The organism is Paenibacillus qinlingensis, from assembly GCF_031455095.1.
Taxonomy (GTDB): Bacteria; Bacillota; Bacilli; order Paenibacillales; family NBRC-103111; genus Paenibacillus_E; species Paenibacillus_E qinlingensis_A.
In genome coordinates, this window is sequence record NZ_JAVDSB010000005.1 from 148,012 (window position 1) to 168,360 (window position 20,349).

General features: G+C 48.4%; 17 protein-coding genes. 11 read left to right on the forward strand and 6 right to left on the reverse strand.

The genetic code is table 11. The annotated features are described in order from the left end of the window. Window positions 1–6: 6 nt before the first annotated feature. The 7 genes from J2736_RS16475 (at window position 7) to J2736_RS16505 (ending at window position 6,624) form a co-directional block, all read left to right on the forward strand. Complete coding sequence (locus tag J2736_RS16475) at window positions 7–795, forward strand: alpha/beta hydrolase family protein (RefSeq protein ID WP_310499856.1); 789 nt, start codon at window positions 7–9, stop codon at window positions 793–795. 77 nt (window positions 796–872) lie between these two features. Beyond that, window positions 873–1,808, forward strand: coding sequence for an ABC transporter permease (locus J2736_RS16480; RefSeq protein ID WP_310499857.1), 936 nt, complete (start codon window positions 873–875; stop codon window positions 1,806–1,808). Window positions 1,809–1,826: 18 nt separating this feature from the next. Next, a complete protein-coding gene (locus J2736_RS16485; RefSeq protein WP_310499693.1) occupies window positions 1,827–2,693 on the forward strand; it encodes a carbohydrate ABC transporter permease in 867 nt (288 codons plus the stop codon). A 57-nt stretch (window positions 2,694–2,750) separates the two neighbouring features. Beyond that, a complete protein-coding gene (locus J2736_RS16490) occupies window positions 2,751–4,292 on the forward strand; it encodes an extracellular solute-binding protein (RefSeq protein WP_310499694.1) in 1,542 nt (513 codons plus the stop codon). Window positions 4,293–4,413: 121 nt separating this feature from the next. Further along, entirely contained in the window at window positions 4,414–4,923 is a 510-nt protein-coding gene (locus J2736_RS16495; protein ID WP_310499695.1) for a hypothetical protein, read from the forward strand. Beyond that, window positions 4,859–5,344: a PDC sensor domain-containing protein gene (locus J2736_RS16500; protein WP_310499696.1), complete on the forward strand. Its 486-nt coding sequence runs from the start codon at window positions 4,859–4,861 to the stop codon at window positions 5,342–5,344. Before J2736_RS16495 ends, J2736_RS16500 begins: the two co-directional genes overlap by 65 nt. Next, window positions 5,278–6,624: a helix-turn-helix domain-containing protein gene (locus J2736_RS16505; protein WP_310499697.1), complete on the forward strand. Its 1,347-nt coding sequence runs from the start codon at window positions 5,278–5,280 to the stop codon at window positions 6,622–6,624. Before J2736_RS16500 ends, J2736_RS16505 begins: the two co-directional genes overlap by 67 nt. A 41-nt stretch (window positions 6,625–6,665) precedes the next feature. Here J2736_RS16505 and J2736_RS16510 read toward each other — a convergent pair whose 3' ends face one another. Genes J2736_RS16510 through J2736_RS16525 form a run of 4 tightly spaced genes read right to left on the reverse strand, consistent with a single transcriptional unit; the run spans window position 6,666 to window position 10,012 of the window. Next, complete coding sequence (locus J2736_RS16510; RefSeq protein ID WP_310499698.1) at window positions 6,666–7,166, reverse strand: hypothetical protein; 501 nt, start codon at window positions 7,164–7,166, stop codon at window positions 6,666–6,668. Window positions 7,167–7,193: 27 nt separating this feature from the next. After that, on the reverse strand, window positions 7,194–8,372 hold the full coding sequence (locus tag J2736_RS16515) for an MGDG synthase family glycosyltransferase (RefSeq protein WP_463675858.1): 1,179 nt from the start codon (window positions 8,370–8,372) through the stop codon (window positions 7,194–7,196). Between the two features lie 36 nt (window positions 8,373–8,408). Further along, entirely contained in the window at window positions 8,409–8,984 is a 576-nt protein-coding gene (locus J2736_RS16520) for a thymidine kinase (protein ID WP_310499700.1), read from the reverse strand. Between the two features lie 50 nt (window positions 8,985–9,034). Then, the gene (locus tag J2736_RS16525) at window positions 9,035–10,012 is read right to left on the reverse strand and encodes an HD domain-containing protein (RefSeq protein WP_310499701.1); all 978 of its coding nucleotides are present in this window, start codon (window positions 10,010–10,012) and stop codon (window positions 9,035–9,037) included. 376 nt (window positions 10,013–10,388) lie between these two features. On the opposite strand from J2736_RS16525, the gene gltB reads away from it, so the two are divergent. The 3 genes from gltB (at window position 10,389) to J2736_RS16540 (ending at window position 17,229) form a co-directional block, all read left to right on the forward strand. Beyond that, window positions 10,389–14,981, forward strand: coding sequence for a glutamate synthase large subunit (gene gltB, locus J2736_RS16530; protein ID WP_310499702.1), 4,593 nt, complete (start codon window positions 10,389–10,391; stop codon window positions 14,979–14,981). Window positions 14,982–15,014: 33 nt separating this feature from the next. Beyond that, window positions 15,015–16,499 (forward strand): glutamate synthase subunit beta, encoded by a 1,485-nt coding sequence (locus J2736_RS16535; protein ID WP_310499703.1) that lies wholly within the window; start codon window positions 15,015–15,017, stop codon window positions 16,497–16,499. Between the two features lie 265 nt (window positions 16,500–16,764). Continuing rightward, entirely contained in the window at window positions 16,765–17,229 is a 465-nt protein-coding gene (locus J2736_RS16540; protein WP_310499704.1) for a hypothetical protein, read from the forward strand. A 67-nt stretch (window positions 17,230–17,296) separates the two neighbouring features. On the opposite strand, the gene J2736_RS16545 is transcribed toward J2736_RS16540, so the two are convergent. Beyond that, entirely contained in the window at window positions 17,297–17,977 is a 681-nt protein-coding gene (locus tag J2736_RS16545; protein ID WP_310499705.1) for a response regulator transcription factor, read from the reverse strand. 20 nt (window positions 17,978–17,997) lie between these two features. Beyond that, complete coding sequence (locus J2736_RS16550) at window positions 17,998–19,200, reverse strand: sensor histidine kinase (protein ID WP_310499706.1); 1,203 nt, start codon at window positions 19,198–19,200, stop codon at window positions 17,998–18,000. Between the two features lie 205 nt (window positions 19,201–19,405). Between J2736_RS16550 and J2736_RS16555 the strand changes: the two genes are divergently transcribed. Next, window positions 19,406–20,341 (forward strand): ABC transporter ATP-binding protein, encoded by a 936-nt coding sequence (locus J2736_RS16555; protein ID WP_310499707.1) that lies wholly within the window; start codon window positions 19,406–19,408, stop codon window positions 20,339–20,341. The last annotated feature ends 8 nt before the right edge of the window (window positions 20,342–20,349 follow it).

The following is a 20,349-nucleotide window of genomic DNA, read 5'->3' on the forward strand; positions in this document are numbered from 1 at the left end:
ACGGTTATCAGCGAGAGGGGTAGGGGGAGAGCCTTCTCGGAAGGTAATCCTGACTGCAACGGTTGGGAGCTGTTAGATGTCATCGATGCCGTGAATTATGTGCGCAAGCATTATGAAGAATGCATCGTCGATCCCGATGTCGTGTACTTTGAGGGAGGAAGCGGAGGAGGGGGTAACGCATATGCGATTGTCGGCAAATTGCCGGATTTTTTTGCAGCAGCTACGGCGATGTGCGGGATTGCGGATTATGCGGTGTGGTATGAAAATGACACAATTGGCGAATTCCAGGATGAATTGGATGTGTGGATCGGCTTCCCGCCGAAGATTGATCCGGAAGCTTACATGTCTAGGAGCGGCATAACGCTTGCGGACAATTTGCTCACTCCCTTGTTTATCGCCCATGGTGATATGGATATTCGAGTTCCTGTAGAGCATGCAAGAATGTATATGGAGCGTATCCACAAGCTCGGCTTCAACGAAAGAGTCCATTACTTGGAGTTAGAGGGGGTAGGAACGCGGGAGCATTGGGGGAACGCGTCGGAAGCGCAGATGAGACAGATGATGGAACTGAGCGAAAGAAATCGCATCCACAACGCTGCTCCGATTCAAATTCCTGACCAAGGCTCCTTTATCGTGGCAGGCTATCTCATCACGAAGAAATTCGCGGTAGTGCTGAACTCTCTAGATCAAGTCGCTATCGTGCACTACGATCTGAATAAAAATGAATTTACCGTGACAGGAGATCGCATTAACGTCTACTCGATTCAGCGATGGTGCGATAGTCGAAACAATTGAAACAGTGTGCTGAACTTTGAGGTTTAACGCTGGCAATGGAGGAGGACCCTATGGAAATAACCACATATAGCAAACGCATGGGTGAACAAAATAGTGTTAAACCAACTAGGAAACCCATCAGGAAGATCATTCTCCGGGACCGATGGCTGTATTTCATGCTTTTGCCAGGCATAATTTATTTTTTATTATTCAAATACCTACCGATGTGGGGCGTATTGATCGCCTTTCAGAATTACCAGCCCTTTCTTGGCTTTTGGCATAGCGACTGGGTGGGGATGAAGCATTTTATTCGGTTTTTCAATGAGCCGACGTTCTGGATGTTGTTTCGTAATACGGTCATTCTAGCGATATATAACCTGATCTTTTTCTTTCCGTTGCCTATCGTTATCGCTTTAATGCTTAATGAGGTCCGTAAGAATTTTCTGAAACGATTCGTACAGACGATGATCTATATTCCCCATTTCTTCTCATGGGTGGTGGTAGTCGGTATTTTCTATCTGCTCTTTACGGTGGAGGGCGGTGTGGTCAATGAGGCTATCGTAAGATTGGGTGGGGAGAAAGCGAATTTCCTGATCAGCGCAGATTGGTTTCGTACTTTAATCATGACCGAGGTCATTTGGAAAGAAACGGGCTGGGGTACGATTATCTTCCTTGCTGCCTTGGCGGGCGTGGACCCTGGGTTGTATGAAGCGGCCACAATCGACGGGGCCGGACGCTGGCGTCAGTTATGGCACATTACGCTGCCGGCGATTCGCAGCACGATTGTGATCTTATTGATATTGAGGCTCGGTCATTTCATGGGTACGGGATTCGAGCAGATCATCCTGATGCTCAATGCTATGAATCGGGAGGTCGGAGAGGTTTTCGATACGTATGTGTATTCCGTTGGGATCAATCAGGCCCAATTCAGCTATAGTACGGCAGTGGGGCTGTTCGAGTCGTTGGTTGGCTTGATTCTGGTGCTGACGACGAACGCGCTGGCCAAGAAGGCCGGAGATGAAGGAATTTATTAACAGGAGGAGGGAGAGCCGATGAAAGACCGCACATGGGGTGGACGGTTGTTCGACATTACCAATATTACGCTATTACTTCTGTTTGCTGCACTGGCAGTGCTTCCGTTTCTATATATGGTGCTGGGTTCATTCGCGTCACCGGAGGAATTCGCCAAGCGAGGCATGATGCTGATCCCAACCAAGTTTTCACTGGATGCGTACACGTATATTTTTTCAACAAATACGATTGTCCGTAGTTTGTTTAATACAATTTTCATAACCGTGGCTGGGACATTTATCAATCTGCTCTTTACAGTGCTGATGGCGTATCCGCTGGCCCGTAAGGAACTGCTCTGGCGCAAGCCGGTTATGTTGATGGTCATATTCTCCATGCTGTTCAGCGGGGGAATGATTCCGACTTTTCTTGTGGTCAAAATGCTGGGCTTAATGAATTCTTTGTGGTCTCTGCTGATTCCGGGGGCAATTAGCGCCTTCAATCTGATTATTTTGAAAAATTTCTTGCCCGAAGGTATCGAGGAATCTGCCAAAATCGACGGTTGCAATGATGTAGGCATTTTGTTCAGAATCGTGCTTCCTTTATCGCTGCCGGCAATTGCCACCTTCTCGCTATTCTATGCGGTGGGGCACTGGAATTCTTTTTTCTCAGCGATTTTATATATCAACGATACGACCAAGTGGCCAATTCAAGTTATCTTGCGTCAGGTCGTCATTATGGCCGAAGGGGGAATTGGCGATTCCAGCCAAGTGAACGAAGCGTTCGTTATCCCTCCGCAATCGATTAAGATGGCAGTCATTACGGTATCGACACTGCCGATTCTCATTGTATATCCATTTTTGCAAAGGCACTTCGCCAAAGGGGTTTTATTGGGTTCGGTTAAGGGATGACGCAGGATGGGTTATCTTTTAATTTAAAATAAGGGAAGTAAAGGGAGGCTCACAGAAATGACAGGATGGAATGGACGAAAAGGAAAAGGTTGGAGGGTTACTGGAGCTATTATACTGTCGGCAGGGTTGATTGCGGGATGCAGCCAAGGTACAGAGAAAGCAGCAAATCCTTCCGCATCTCCTCAAGGGACACAGGGATCAGAGAAGCCGAAGGAACCACTTAAATTGTCCATGATGAACATGTATTACTCAGCTGAGCCGCCGAAATCGGATAACGAAGCGATCAAAATCATTGAGGAGCATACAGGGGCCAAGCTCGATATCACCTGGGTGCCGAATTCGGCTTACAATGACAAAATCAATGCAACTATAGCGGCGGGAGAGCTTCCCCAGATTATGATGATTGCCAGTAACAAGAGCCAAAGTATCGTCAACGCGGTAAGGTCCGGCATGTTCTGGGAGGTGGGTCCTTATCTCAAGGATTACCCGAATCTGAGCAAGCTGAACCCGCTCGTTCTGAACAATATCGCTGTCGACGGCAAGACCTATGGCATCTTCCGCAGCCGTCCGGTCGCACGTGAAGGAATTATTTTGCGTAAGGATTGGTTAGATGCGGTAGGGTTGAGTGAGCCTAAGACAATTGATGATTTCTATAATGTCATTAAAGCGTTCAGCACGAAGGACCCGGACAAGAATGGTAAGAATGACACGTTCGGCATGTATGAAGGAAGAGGCATGAATGGTTTCCAAACGATTCTCGGCTGGTATGGCGGTCCTAACCTATACGGGCTACAAAACGACAAGATCGTTCCTGACTTTATGACCAAAGAATACGTCGATGCGCTTAAGTTCTATAAGCGTCTGTATGACGAAAAGCTGATCAACCAGGACTTTGCCGTTGTGCCGGGCACAAAGCGCCAGGAATCGATGAATCAAAGCAATGCTGGACTTATTATCAGTACGTTGGACGATGTGAACGCAGGATTCAATGATCTTGCCAAAGCGAATCCGAAGGCCATTCTTGATGTGGTTAGCAGAATCAATGGGCCGAAGGGTGAGAGACTCATGCTGTTTAACGGTGGATATGTGGGTGTGTACATGTTCCCCAAAACAAGCGTGAAAACCGAGAATGATCTCAAAAATATACTAGGCTTTATGAATAAACTTGCCGATGACAAGATACAAAATCTGTTTGAATGGGGTGTAGAAGGTAAGCATTACAAGGTCGAGAACGGTAAACCGACGCGCACGGATGGCAAAGCGTACGAAACAGACATCAACGCGATTTACCAGCTGCGATTCGATGATGGCGCTCTGTCCAAAGCAGGAGAGGATGCGCCGATCGTCAAGAAGTATAAGCAAATGTTCAAGGATAATGCGGCTATCGCTGTTGCCAATCCGGCTGAGTCGTTCCAATCCGTCACACTCGCCGAGAAAGGTTCCGAGCTGACCAAAATCATTCAGGATGCCAGGATCAAATTTATTATGGGCAACATGGACGAGGCGGGGTGGAATCAGGCTGTGGAGCAATGGCGCAAAGGCGGCGGAGACAAAGTCATTGAAGAATACACTGCGCAATACATGGCGATCAAGAAATAACGAGAGTTTGGCTAGCTGTATATGGATGGCTGGACTACAATAAGGAAAAGGATTTCATCCTGTTTGTGATTTACGGCAGTGAATTCCATCGTATTTCGAAACCATGGAGGTTTGACACATCATGAGAATCCGTCCACCCAAATTTTTGCTTCGTTTGTTTCTGTTCAGCATGCTACTGGGAACCCTCCCGGTGCTTGTACTCGGGGTGTTGTCCTATCAGAAATCCTCCGAGATCGTTCAGGATAAAGTGGCTAAGGGAAACATGCTAAATCTGGAGCAAACCCAGCAAAGGGTGGAACAGATTCTGAAGACAGCGGACAAATCAGCGGTGCAATTTATTAGCTCCTCTTTGGTAGGTTCAGCCATGAATATGCCGCTAACCCCGGACCAGTTCGAGACAGTCAATGGCTTGTTGCTTGGGTTGCATCAGCTTCAGAGCTTCGAGTTAGGCATCTATGATGTGCTACTGGTCAGCTTGAACGCGGGTTGGGCGATTAACAACAGTACCGAAGTGTTCAGACTGGATAGCTTCGGAGAGACAGAAATGGTGAGAAATTACGCTAAGTATGGCAAGACCAGTTTCTGGACGATTGCGGAAGCAGGGAAACAGGGAAACAGGTACATCTGGTGAAGAAGCTGCCATTGCATTCGCTTACGCCTTCGGGTTTGATGATTATGAAATTTCAAAGCAAGAGATGAACAAGCTGTTGGCTAACAATAGCGATCTTGGGGAAGTGATGATCCTCAATGAGGAGGGGATAGTGATTGCGCACAGCAATTCGGACCTTATTGGGAGGGACTTCAGCCATGCTGGTGAGCTGCAGCCTCTTTTGCAGGGAACGGATGCAATAGGTACTTATCATTCGAATGAGAATGCTGATGTCGGTGTAACCTTTCGCAAGTCCCCTTACAATGGCTGGACCTACGTGTCTATATCAGCATTTTTGCCGTCACGATGCTGCTTTCCTGGCTGGGGTCAAGGAAAATGTACAGCCCTATCAACCGTTTGTACCGCTCGCTTCAAGCGGAACCGGGGCAGATGCAATCGGTAGATCGCAATCGCGACGAGCTTCAATATATCGGTAGTCAGGTTCATGAGATGCTGCATACCAAACACCGCTTAACTGGCATTATCGAAGGACAGCAGCGGCAGGTGGAGGAGCTGTTCATGATCAAGCTTTATCAAGGGGAAGTGAAGTCCCAGGAGATTAAGGAAAGGCTGGGTGCGTTTACCGATAAGGAGGCTTGGAAGCATGTATGCGTCATGGCAGTCCAGATCGATTCACTGAAAGACACCCGATATGAGGAGATGGATAAAGACCTGCTGCTGTTTGCCATCAATAATATAGTTGGTGAAATCGTACCATCGTTCGCAAGGTTGAAGCCGGCGGTCATTCATCATACGCAGGTTACGCTCATTGGCAGTACAGGGTTGTCCGAGGATTCGTATAAGAAGCGGATTAATGATTGGGCTGCTGAGATCAGGCAGAAGGTGGAGCAATTTCTGGAATTAGGAGTCAGCGTGGGCATCAGCCGATTCTACCCTACGGTCGAGTCCGCTCAGATAGCCTATCAGGATGCGATGGAAGCGCTGAAATATACGATTCGTACAGGGCCGGGTTCTGTCATTCATATCGTTGATGTGGAGCCGGAGGGGACGATTTTGTCCAGGTTCCCTGACCGAATTGAGCAGGAGCTGCTGGATGCTGTGAAGCTTGCGGATTTCGCGCAGGTGGATATACTGTTGGAGGGATATCTGAAAGAGATCTTTCAAGAAAAGGTGGGGCATCGGGAATATTTTGTACCGCTGACAGCATTTTTGCTGGATTTGACTCGAATGGCGCAGAATTTAGGCGAACCAATAAAGTCATTGTATGACGGGGAGAAGTCGCTGATTGATCAGTTATACCAATTAAAGACGATCAATGAGATCGGGCAATGGTTCCGGGAGACACTCATTTATCCGATGATGGAGCTATTCGAGAAGAAACGTAAATACCAGTATGCCAAAATCTCTGATCAGATGCTGACGATGATTCATCAGGAGGCGGAGACGGATTTATCGCTCGATCTATGTGCAACCAGGCTGGGCTACCATCCGGATTATATCCGGGGGGTATTCCGCAAGGAGGTAGGGGTCAATTTCAGCGATTATGTATCGAGCTTCCGCTTGCAGCAGGCCAAGTCGATGCTGGTGGATACAGATTTGAAGATTGCTGAGATTGCCGAAAGATTGCATTATAACAATTCACAGAATTTTATTCGTTATTTTCGCAAGCAAGAGGGCATTACACCCGGACAATACCGTGAAAAATACCTTTCCAGGGAGTGATCATACCCAATTGTTTGCTGGGTTCTTGCTCTTTCTCGATTCTACTTTGTAGGCGTATCGCTCCCGTTGCCATTCCCATTCTCGTTCGTCCCATTCGTATTCTTTCCGTTAAAGAAGGTCGAAGTGAGGTCACGCAGCTTCTCCATGAACTTCCCGTAGCCGTAACCAGTCAGAAAGGCGATGCTGATCCGCGCTGACATGGAGTCACCGACTTCTAGCAGCATGATGCCACTTTCGAAAAGAATAATCGTAATAATCGCGGAGCCGAAGCAAAGAATTGGCCGCATAAGGTACCAGTAGATCCACTGCGTGGTCAGCTCCTGATAATGCTCGTGGAACATGCGTAAGCCGTACAACGCACCACCAAGCGCACCTGCGAACCCAAAGCAGGCATACTCATGATAGATGGCAAAATCGATGCCCATCCATTTACGCTCAAAGGATCCACTCCCTAGCACACCCATCATCCACAGGCTGCCGACAAACCAGATGACTAAATAGCTAAATATAGCCTGCTTGCCGAATCGGTGAATGGGATTCATAACAAAACACCGCCCTTACAATGGATACTACCATTGTATGAGCGGTGTTTTTGATGATGCCTGAATATAGGAACGTTTGTCCGACTGCTCCAAATACGCAATGATCGCAGCCGCGCAGCTGCTCTCTTCCTCATTGTTACCTTCACGGATGTCCGTTCTACGTTGAACGAGCTCGGGGTGTTGCTCTAGCAGCAGTTTGAACCAGTGGTCAATCATCGCAAGCGATGTGATGCGTTGTCCGTATCCATTTTCCTGAAAATAAGTGCAGTTTTTCTCTTCCTGTCCGGGAATCGGGCTGTAGAACAGCATAGGAATACCCTTGGCCATCGCCTCTGTACATGTCATTCCGCCTGGCTTCGTAATCAGCAGATCGGAGATGTCCATCAGCTTGCTGATTTCGGTTGTATAGCCAATGAGATGGACATTTGGTTGACGAAAGGCGTCTTCCTCCAGCAGCTGGAGGCGTGCTTTCTCGTTCGTGCCGAGACAAATCAGCAGCTGAATATCTTTGCTCCAGCTCGCTAAATAAGTCAGCATCTCTTCTTTTTCTTCTTTCTTAAAAACACCCCAGCCACCGCCCATGACCATTACGGTAGGCATCGCTTTGAGACCAAATTCCTGACGAATATGTTCCTTGCTATGCGCCATTCGGAAATTAGGGTGGACGGGAATACCTGTTACTTCGATCCGCTTGTCCGGAACACCGCAGTCCATGAGACGTTCCCGAACTAGTGGTGTAGATACGAGATATTTGTCTACAGCAGAATTAATCCACGTGCCATGCGCATCATAGTCGGTGATTACAGTGAAGAGCGGTATATCCAGTCCTGCGCGTTTGAGCCTAGAGACAATAATGCTTGGGAATGGATGCGTACAGACGATCAAGTCCGGCTTTAATTGCTTGATAACGGCTTTCGTCCGCGAATAGAAGATGCGATGCAGCACGAGACTGGCTATACGACTCGGCCTTTTATTATAGTGATGTCGATAGAGCATACCGTACAGTCTGGGTTGTGATGTTACCGTGCGGCGGTATGCCGAGAAGACCCAAGGTGCTAAGGCAGGATGCAAAAAAGCGCCAAGCTCGATCACGCGGGTTATCATGTCAGATGATGATTGCCTGAGCTCGCCAGACAGCGCATGAGCAGCTTGTGTATGACCTTTCCCGAAGCCCTCGGATAATAGCAGAATCCGTTTTTTACGCAAGGAACTCACCTTTCTTTGCACATACCATATCAATCCTTAGATGTGCGCAGCTTTCTTTTTGGAGGCATAGCACTTGCGGCATACGGGAACGTAACTTTCGTTACCGCCAATCTGAATCTGCTCTCCATGGAAAATAGGAACACCATCTTTGCATCGCATATTCATGATCGCCTTTTTATCACAATACCAACAAACGGTTTTAATTTCCTCGATTGTATCGGCGACAGCCAAGAGTGCATTGCTGCCTTCGAATAATTGTCCCATGAAATCAGCGCGAAGCCCGTAAGCGATAACAGGAATATCCAGTTCATCGACGACTTCAATCAACTGAGAGACTTGGGCTTTGTTTAAGAACTGTGCTTCATCGACCAAAATGCAGTTCGGACGCTCGGTCTGCGCGAGGGCGACCATATCCAGATGTTCGTCTACAACGATGGCCCCTTTTTGCATACCGATACGGGAAGCGACTTTACCAACGCCGAAGCGATCGTCCATAACGGAAGTGAGGAGAAGTACCTTTTTGCCTTGTTCTTCATAATTATGAGCAACACGTAAGACTTCAATGGATTTACCGCTATTCATCGTGCCATAACGAAAGTACAATTTTGCCAAGCTGGGACAGTCCCTTCTGCGGATGTAAGATAGTTGATTTCATAATAAAGTTAGATGGTAAAAAAGTAAGTCGCGGCCATGCTATCCAACTCATTGAGCTTAACAGCGGCTTGGAAGCTCACCTCAGAGGCGAGTTTTTCACCGATTAAGGGTTGTTTTTTGTAAACCTTGCCGATCTTAACCTCGATACTGCCTGGGACAGGTTGCTGTGTAACTTGAATGCGGTGAGGCTCATACATGAGCACATGAATGGTTTCCCTTGCCGTATCATTGTTACTCTGAAGCAGCTCCTGGATTAATTCATGATCCATAAGTGCTGGAATGCGATCCCGCATGTCTGGGTTAGACTCACAGTGATGGGCTGTTGCTTTCGCCAGTAGCGCATCCATGGCTAGAAACTGAGGGTTCAAGAAAAGTCGATGATCTTCGACGATGGCATCAACAAGTGCCGCGGCTGAAGGCTCATCTGCTTCAATATAGGGACCTCGTAAGCGCAGCCCTTTAACTATCTCTGAAGGTGGCAGTGTCTGCAGACCCGCATAATACGTATCACGCAGAAAGCTATCTAGATGATCAAGTCCCAGAATCGTTGATTTGTTGGTAAGTGGCGTCTCTAGCTTCAAAAGATCGATAATAGACTGTGGCGAGATGCCATGTTTAATTAAGATATCGGCGATGACGCCTTGTCCGATCAATTGCTCCGTATGACGATGATGATTATATCCAAGCGTCCGCTCAACCGCATGGGAGAAGGGCAGGTGCCCGATATCATGGAGTAATGCCGCGATGCGCAGAAGCGGTTCTTCTGGGCAAAAGTGGGCCATGAGTGACCAAACGCCAACCGTATGTTCGAAACGTGAATGTGTAAGTGGTGAAAACAGAGCGGATGCTCCAAAATGATGTAAAAATTTAAGGCGGCGTACCGGTTTAGAGCGGAAAAGCTCAATTTCAACCGGATGGGCTTCTAGCTGCCATTGGTAAAGAGGCTCTCTAATCAAGCCGTCCCCAAAAGTATGCTGTATACTCAAACAGAGCTCCTCCTAAGATGTGGAATCTGGATGTTGTTCTTGCAGCGGTATTAGCTATCATAGCATGAAACATAGAAATTGTGCTATCACATGCATAGCCTGTCGTATTTATATAGGAAACCCAATAAATAACCGTGCCTATACAATATGATTTTACTGGGGATTCTATTAAAATGAAAACCTTTTCAACTTAAATATTTTTAAATTGAACTATAAGAAATCAAGTGTTAATATAATAGAAAAAATATTGAGAATATTTCCTCTACTTATTGCGGTTGTAGTCGAAATATGTTGCTTCGAATTTTTGGTTTTTAGCACTTTAAAGCAGGCGGTTAACAAAGTCCAGTGAATAACGAGGGAAGAAAGGTTGCAAAACATGACTATTAAAGGATTACCTCCCAAACAGGGATTGTACGATCCGAGGAATGAACATGATGCCTGTGGGATTGGCTTTGTTGCCAATATTAAGGGTGTCAAATCACATGCCATCGTTAAGCAAGCGCTTCGTGTACTTTGTAATTTGGATCATCGCGGTGGGCAAGGTTGTGAGCAGAATACGGGAGATGGAGCAGGCATTTTGATGCAGATTCCGGATACGTATTTCCAATCAGCTTGTGAACAAGAAAATATTAAATTACCAAGCGCAGGAAATTATGGCGTAGGTATGGTGTATTTACCTCAGGAATTAGAAGCTCGACAAGCGTGCGAAAGTACAATTGAGCGAATAGTCAAACAAGAAGGTCAACAGTTCCTAGGCTGGAGAACGGTTCCAACAAATAACAGTTCATTAGGAGATTCTGCAAAATCAGCGGAGCCATATGTTCGTCAGGTATTTATCGGCCAAAGTGCGGATACGGCAACGAATCTTGATTTTGAGCGCAAGCTTTATATTATTCGTAAATTATCTGAAAACGCTATCAAAGTATCTCACGCGCAATCGCAATTTTACTATTCTAGCTTGTCTAGCAGAACGATTGTATATAAAGGGATGTTAACTCCCGAACAAGTGGATGCCTATTATGTGGAACTGCAAGACGAAAAGGTAGACTCTGCCTTAGCTCTTGTTCACTCGCGTTTCAGTACGAACACCTTCCCGAGCTGGGAGCGTGCACATCCATACCGTTACTTGATTCACAATGGTGAGATTAATACGCTTCGTGGCAACGTGAACTGGATGCACGCGCGTCAAGCGATGTGTGATTCTGATTTATTTGGCGAGGATTTTAAACGCATTCTTCCTGTTATTGATACCGATGGTTCCGATTCCCAAATGTTTGATAATACACTAGAGTTTCTGATGCTTTCCGGTCGCTCCTTGCCGCATGCTGCCATGATGATGGTGCCAGAGCCATGGTCCAAGCATGAAGGTATGGATGATGAGAAGAAAGCGTTCTACGAATATCACAGCACTTTGATGGAGCCATGGGATGGTCCTGCTGCGATTGCTTTCACAGATGGCAGTCAAATCGGAGCGATTTTGGATCGCAATGGTCTGCGTCCGTCACGTTACTATGTCACGACAGACGATTTCATCGTACTTGCATCTGAAGTAGGCGTGCTGGATATCGAGCCGGAGCGCATTTTGTACAAAGATCGTTTAAGACCGGGACGTATGCTGCTTGTAGATACGGTTGAAGGCCGCATTGTGACCGACGAAGAAATTAAGAGCGGTATTGCTAGCGAACAGCCGTATCGGGATTGGTTGAATGAGCATCTTGTTTCCTTAGAGGATTTGGAAGATGCGCCAATTGTACTTGGCTCTGACCATGACACGATTCTTCAGCGTCAGCAAGCGTTTGGTTATACCTTCGAACAATTGCGTAAGACCCTTGAGCCTATGGGCAAAACAGGTGTGGATCCGATCGGTTCTATGGGTACGGATGCGCCGCTTGCCGTGCTTTCGGACCGTCCGCAGCTGCTGTATAACTATTTCAAACAATTGTTCGCGCAAGTAACGAACCCGCCAATTGATGCGAACTTCGAGGAAATCATTACCGCGCAAGGCACCACGATTGGGCCAGAGCGCAACCTGATTAAGCCGGAGCCTGAGAGCTGCCGTCAAATCCGTTTGAAATCGCCATTTCTCTCCAACGAAGAATTGGCAAAGCTGCGCCATATTCAGCGCGATGGCTTCAAAACAGTGACATTGTCTACGCTTTTCGAAGCGGCGGCAGGGACAGCTGGGCTTGAGAGCGCGATGCAGGACTTGTATGCGGCTGCTGATCAAGCCATCGTGGATGGCGCAACACTGATCATTCTTTCTGACCGTGGTGTAGATAGTGCAAAGGCGCCGATTCCGGCACTCCTGGCAACATCAGGCTTGCATCACCATTTAATCCGTCAAGGTACACGTACGAAGGTCAGCTTGCTTGTCGAGTCTGGTGAACCGCGTGAGGTGCATCATTTTGCTCTGTTGCTTGGCTATGGAGCAGGTGCGATTAACCCGTATCTAGCGCTAGAAACGCTCGACGACATGATTCAGCGTAAGCAGCTTGTTGGCGTTGATCATGAGAAAGCGACTTACAACTACATCAAAGCTGTTACAAAGGGTGTCGTCAAAGTGTTAGCGAAAATGGGGATTTCCACCATTCAGAGTTATCGCGGGGCGCAAATCTTTGAAGCAATCGGCTTGAGCCAAGAGCTAGTGGACAGCTACTTCACTTGGACGTATACACCAGTAGGTGGTATCGGCATCGAAATGGTTGCGAAGGAAGCCCTGATGCGTCATAGCCGTGCGTTCTCTGAGCAAGAGGGACGCGACCGCGTGCTGGATACAGGCGGGGATTTGCAGTGGCGTAGAGATGGGGAAGATCACATTTATACCCCAGAAACAGTGCATGCCTTGCAATCTGCTGTTCGCAGCAACAATTACGGCATGTATAAGAATTTCTCTAAGCTCGTCAAGCGTGAAGACGAGAAATATATGGCTTTGCGCGGACTGCTGAGCTTCAAAGCAGGACGCACACCGATTCCGATCGAAGAGGTAGAGCCGATCGAATCGATCTTTAAGCGCTTCAAGACGGGAGCCATGTCCTACGGCTCCATCTCCAAAGAAGCGCACGAAACGATCGCGATTGCGATGAACCGCATCGGCGGCAAGAGCAATACCGGCGAAGGCGGAGAGCATCCGGAACGTTTCACACCGGATGCGAACGGCGATCTTCGCCGTAGCAGCATTAAGCAGGTGGCGTCCGGCCGCTTCGGCGTCACGAGCCATTATCTCGTCAATGCTGACGAGATTCAGATCAAGATGGCGCAGGGCGCGAAGCCCGGCGAGGGCGGTCAGCTCCCGGGAACCAAGGTGTACCCTTGGGTAGCCGAGGTTCGCGGTGTTACGCCAGGCGTAGGCTTGATTTCGCCGCCGCCGCATCATGATATTTATTCGATCGAGGATCTCGCAGAGCTGATCCACGATCTCAAGAATGCCAACCCGCGGGCACGAATCAGCGTTAAGCTGGTATCCGAGGTGGGGGTTGGCACGATCGCTGCCGGCGTAGCCAAGGGGAAAGCGGACGTCGTCCTCATCTCCGGCTACGACGGTGGAACAGGCGCGTCGCCGCAGACGAGTATTCGTCACGCGGGACTGCCGTGGGAGCTCGGTCTGGCGGAGACGCATCAGACACTCGTGCTGAACAACCTGCGCAGCCGTATCGTCGTCGAGACGGATGGCAAGCTGATGACAGGGCGCGACGTTGTCGTAGCTGCCCTGCTCGGTGCCGAGGAGTTCGGCTTCGCAACAACGCCGCTGATTACAATCGGCTGCGTGATGATGCGCGTCTGCCACTTGGACACTTGCCCGGTTGGCGTCGCCACACAAAATCCGGAACTTCGCAAGAAATTTGCTGGAGATCCGCAGCATGTCGTTAACTTCATGACCTTCATCGCGAACGATGTGCGTGAGATGATGGCAGAGCTTGGCTTCCGTACGATCGAAGAGATGGTTGGACGCACAGATATCCTCGAGTCTAAGCAAGCGGTCTCACACTGGAAAGCCAAAGGTGTCGATCTTTCGCCACTGCTGCATCAACCGGATATGGGCGAAGAAGTTGGTCGTTTCTGCTCAATGGCGCAAGATCACGGCTTAGATCGTTCCCTGGATATGACGAAGCTGCTTGAGATTTGTGAACCAGCCATCGAGCGCAAAGAGCACGTTCATTCGGTTCTGCCGATTACGAACGTGAACCGTGTTGTTGGAACGATCGTGGGCAGTGAAGTGACACGCCGTCATGGCGTTGAAGGTTTGCCGCACGATACGATTCGTTTGCATTTTGAAGGCTCAGCCGGTCAAAGCTTTGGTGCTTTCGTACCGAAGGGGATCACACTCTCCCTCGAAGGAGATGCCAATGACTACGTAGGAAAAGGATTATCCGGCGGTAAGCTGGCCATTTTCCCATCGAGCAAGTCTTCATTTGTACCGCAAGAGAACGTGATTATTGGAAATACAGCCTTCTACGGCGCAACCGATGGGGATGCTTATATCCGTGGTATCGCGGGCGAGCGCTTCTGCGTGAGAAACAGTGGTGTGCGTGCCGTCGTCGAGGGCGTTGGCGATCATGGTTGTGAGTACATGACAGGTGGTCGTGTCGTTGTTCTAGGTTCAACTGGACGGAACTTTGCAGCTGGTATGTCGGGCGGTATCGCCTACGTATTGGATGAGAAGGGTGACTTCCAAAGCAAAGTGAACAAAGAGATGGTTTACCTAGAGCAGCTGGAAGAAACGTATGAGATGAATGAGTTAAAAACGATGATCCAGCATCATGCCACATTTACGGATAGCAGCGTTGCCCACCAGGTTATTCAGCACTGGGATGAGTACGTTTGGAAGTTCGTGAAGGTTATACCGAAGGACTACAAACGGATGTTTGATGCCATCGAAAAGGTGAAACGTTCCGGTCTTAGCCAACAAGAAGCAGTCATGGTTGCTTTCGAGGCGAATATGCGAGATGTTTCCCGCGTAGGTGGAAATTAACAAACTCAAGAACTCAGGAGGGATTAAACGTAAATGGGTAAACCAACCGGTTTTATAGAACATGCTCGTGAAGTGGCATCCGAGGCTGCTCCGCTGGTCCGAATCGGCCATTGGAAAGAGTTTGCGACACCGCTCACACAAGATAAATTACAGACACAAGGCTCCCGTTGTATGGATTGCGGGATTCCTTTCTGCCACACAGGGGCATTAATCAGCGGCATGGCCGCTGGTTGCCCAGTGAATAACCTCATTCCCGAGTGGAATGATCTCGTGTATCGCGGTCAGTGGCGTGAAGCTTTGGATCGTCTGCATAAAACGAATAATTTCCCGGAATTTACGGGCCGTGTTTGTCCAGCGCCTTGCGAAGGCTCTTGTACAGTAGGCTTGAAAGATACACCGGTTACGATTAAAAGTATTGAGAAAGCGATCATCGACAAAGGCTTCGATGAGGGCTGGATCAAGCCTGAACCGCCGGAAACGCGCACAGGCAAGAAGGTTGCGGTTGTGGGTTCAGGTCCTTCCGGGCTTGCGGCCGCAGCGCAGCTGAACAAAGCAGGGCATTGGGTTACCGTATTTGAACGAGCAGACCGCGTTGGCGGCTTGCTGATGTACGGTATCCCGAACATGAAGCTGGACAAAAAGTACGTCCAGCGCCGTGTAGATCTGCTTGAAGCCGAAGGCGTAGCCTTCATCACGGGTGCTCACGTCGGTGTGAACTATCCGATCGAGAAGCTGCAAGAAGAATTCGATGCGATTGTCCTGTGCGGCGGAGCTACGAAAGGCCGCGATCTTCCGATCGAGGGCCGTGAACTCGGCGGCGTGCATCTGGCGATGGAATTCCTGAGCAAGAATACGAAAAGCTTGCTCGATTCGGAGCATGCGGATCGTGAATTCATTTCCGCCGAAGGTAAAGACGTTATCGTCATCGGCGGTGGTGACACGGGAACGGACTGTGTGGGTACGTCCATCCGTCACAAATGTAAGAGTGTGACGCAGTTCGAGATCATGCCGAAGTCGCCGGAGACACGTCCAGCGAACAACCCTTGGCCAGAGTGGCCGAAGGTGCTCAAAGTGGACTACGGTCAACAAGAGGCAGCTGCGCTTCAGGGCGAAGATCCGCGGACGTACTTGATCAACACGAAGAAATTCGTGGGGGATGAGAACGGCAACTTGAAGGAGCTGCATACGGTTCTAATCGAGTGGCAAAAGAATGAGAAGGGTGCTTTCGTACCTGTTGAAGTGCCTGGCAGCGAGAAGGTGTACCCAGCGCAGCTCGTGTTGATTGCGATGGGCTTCACGGGACCAGAAAGCACTGTTTTGGATCAGCTCGGCGTTGCCAAAGACGAGCGTTCTAACGCGAAAGCGGACTACGGGAAGTTTGCTACGAACGTAGATGGCGTTTTCGCTGCAGGCGACATGCGTCGTGGGCAAAGTCTCGTGGTTTGGGCGATCAACGAAGGTCGCGCAGTCGCGCGTGAAGTGGACCGGTTCTTGATGGGATCTTCAAATTTACCATAAGATGATTAGCGGGAACTGCTTGCAGGTAGAGATTCTACTTACAGGCAGTTCTTTGTTTCATGCCACTATCCCTTTGACTCAGAAGAACAAGTTGTTGAAGGTTTGTCAGGGAATTGTAACCTGAGTGAAGGGGATAGTGGAGATAGTGATGAGTAACTCGCCTTATAGGACTATATAAACGTGAACATTTTTTCATTCTCATGTACAATAGGAGAAAGTGTAGTCCAAGCAGGGACACCAAGATGTACGGAATGGAGGAAAGCACATGAAGAAGGAAGAGTTCATAACACCGGCGGAACTAGAGGCATTACTAGCAGGGAATGAGGAGAGTGAGCAAGATGAGCCGCTCAAAGGGCAGGATCTGAATTCTTTGCAAAAGGCTGTTATGCTTCTTTCTAAGCAGGTAGAAGAGCTTCAGGCACAACTTCATGAGCAGTTTGAACTCCAGAATAGACAGCAAGAGCAATTTCTCCGACTATGCAGGCACCAACTCGAGAACAAACTGCATGAGCAGTTGGTTAATACCATCGTTGTGCATCAACATGCAGCAAATCAAGAAGATGGGATGGAGCTGCAGCAAGCTGGAATAACTTCGGAAGAGACCGGCCCCCAGAAGGAAGCTTTGGCGGACTCCTCAGTGGCAGATACGCAGCTGCCCTTCTCTAGAGTAAAGAGCTACGGCAAGATTCGCAAAAGAAAAAAGGGCTTTCTCGAAAAGCTGTTTGAATAGGATGCACAAAGACCGCTTCTTCATTGTGAAGAGCGGTTTTTGTTTACCCGTGGTTGTTTATATTGCCTTACAGAATTCCCTCATCATGTGCTTTCTTTGATGCTTGAACACGGTCACGAACATCCATTTTTGAATAAATGTTGGAGATGTAGTTTTTTACGGTACCTTCAGAAAGAAAGAGTTTCTCGGCGATCTCACGGTTGTTGAGACCATCGGCGATACTATGGAGCACTTGCAATTCACGTTCGCTAAGCCCGTAGGTCTCTGCACGAACAGTCTCTTCTTTTCCTTCAGAGGAAGTCCCGCTTCCACCGTCACGTGCTTGCTGAACGAGCATTTTGGCAATGTCATGCGGAATTAATGTACCGCCTTGATGAACCCATTTGATCCCCGTGGCTAGCTCTTTGGGATGAATAGCTTTGAGCAAATAGCCCTCAGCTCCTGCACTAAGTGCGTCTACAACGTAACCAATTTCCTGAAAAGTGGTCAAAATAACGACGCGGATGTGCGGCCAAGCGCTTTTGATTTGACGTGTCGCCTCAACACCATCCATGACTGGCATGTGAATGTCCATCAATACGACATCGGGCTGTGCCTCTTTACATAGCTTGACCGCGACTTGGCCATTTTCGGCTAGGCCGACGACCTCAATATCGGGGTCCATACCCAAGACGATGTGTAAGCTTTCACGTATTAAATCCTGATCATCGACCAGGAGCAATTTGAGTGGGGCTTGATTGACGGTCATAGGGAGTCCTCCTTCAGGGATTAAAAGGTTGGAAATCGTTTTACGGGAATGAAACAATGAACCACGGTTCCTTGTTCAGGTAGGGAGCGTACTTGCAAGGTGCCTTGCAGCGCAGATATCCGCTCTTGCATCGAAGTAATGCCGAAGCCCATTTTCAATTGGTCGGTGCCGATGCCATCATCTTCGATGCGAAGGGAGACTTGGTCTTCGGCATAAGTGAGCACAATCTCAATTGAGGTTGCTTTTCCGTGGCGTTTGGCATTCGTCAAGGATTCCTGCAGACAGCGAACGAGTGAAAGCTTGGTTTGTTCAGGGATCTCGAATTCATCACTAACCGTTGTGAAATGAATCTGTGTGCCCGTGTGCAGCGCAAACTCATTGGCTAGACGAGATAGCTGCTGGGAAAGCAGCATATCTCCCTCTTGTGGGACCATCTGATGAATGCTGCGGCGAACTTCTTCTAAACCGCCTCTAGTCACATTGCGTAGGACGTCGAGCTTCTGCTTCGCTGTCTCTGGCGAGACTTCGATGAGATAGGAGACAGCGTCCATCCCCATAATCACGGAGGTAAACGTATGACCAACCGTATCATGCAGCTCACGTGCCATCCGATTGCGTTCTTCCATTAAAGTGAGTTGTTCGATCTGATTCGCATACTGCTCTAGTACGTTATTTTGCTCGTGAATTAAATGATACTGACGTTGGTTCTCCCCTAGCAGCTTCTCCGTCTTCTCGTTGGAAGTAACGGCACGTTGCAAGCTAAGTCCAATTGCGAAGAAGAGGACGGCATTGAGGATTACACTAAATAGCTGTCCGACACCAGTGTCGCTGTGGAGCAGGAAAAAGTAAGTGACAGGCATCCCCAACATGAAGATAGGGGCGGTCCACCACGCATTTTTTCGGTCGGCAAGGAATCCAATGACCATAATTGGACAATTAATGGTAAGTAGGGCATCTTGCTCCATCCAAGCCAAGTAAATTTGCAGGGGGATCCCAGTCAGCAGAACGGCAATGGGGTACCCTGTCGAATTGATATAGTGGGGTCGCCAGAATAAAAATGGAGCCCCATAGGATAGCAAAATAGCCAATATGGTTAATAGGATTTGTGAGAATGGTTGCTCATAGATGTGAAGGCAGCTATAAAGTAAACCAAGCAGTGCAGCACCGGTTAAGACGATGAACAGGGACCATTCTACACCGTGCCACGGTCTTCGTTGGATCATAGATGAGCTCCTTTACTGGCAGGTCTTATCTTTCCATTGTACATAAAAAAAGGAAAAAGCCATAGTGAACGCAGTCATATGATTCTGTATGACCGCAATCCGTGCTGCTTACCAGAAAGGTTCGAATGAGATTTTATGACTAGGCATGACATAAGAAGTAAGGTAGGATTGGATTATATTGGAGTTAGAAGAGAGGAGATGTCGAATGTCAGCATCACAAGAGGCTCTTACACCCATCGTACAGGTGGATCAGATTTCCAAACGCATTGGTTCCAAAACCATTATTGATAAGTTAAGTTTCGATGTACCACGCGGCGAGGTTTTCGGTTTTCTTGGGCCGAACGGCGCGGGCAAAACGACAACAATCCGCATGATGGTCGGTCTCATGTCGATCTCGGAGGGGGATATACGCATTGGCGGGTATTCCATTCGGACTCATTTTGAGCAAGCGATTCGCCATATTGGCGCGATTGTAGAAAATCCGGAAATGTACAAATTTCTAAGTGGATATAAAAATTTAGTGCATTATGCCCGGATGATTCCAGGTATTGACGAGAATCGGATTGATGAGGTTATTGATCTTGTCGGGATGTCGAATCGTATTCATGACAAGGTCAAAACGTACTCCCTGGGCATGCGCCAACGACTAGGCATCGCGCAAGCACTGCTGCATAAGCCTTCCGTTCTGATACTGGACGAGCCTACTAATGGATTGGATCCTGCAGGGATACGTGAGCTTCGCGATCATTTGCGAAAGCTAACCCGTGACGAAGGGATTTCAGTTATCGTTTCCTCTCACCTATTGGCAGAAATGGAGCTCATGTGTGACCGCGTAGCCATTATCCAAAATGGCAAATTAGTGGATGTTCGACTTATCAAGGAATATGTTCAAGAGGATGGCAAGCAGCGGGTCGTCTTCGAAGTAGAAACGGTAGAGCAAGCGATGAAGCTAGCCTCCGAACAACACATGCAAGTAGAAATCGTTGACGACGAACTTGTCATGGATCTCGACAAGCAAGAAACGGCCGAGTGGAATAGGCGATTCGTTGAGGCAGGTATTGCGGTATATGGCATTCGCAAAACGGCGAAGTCGCTGGAAGATCAATTTTTGGAAATGACGGGAAGTGATCCTATTGCTTAATCTCATCA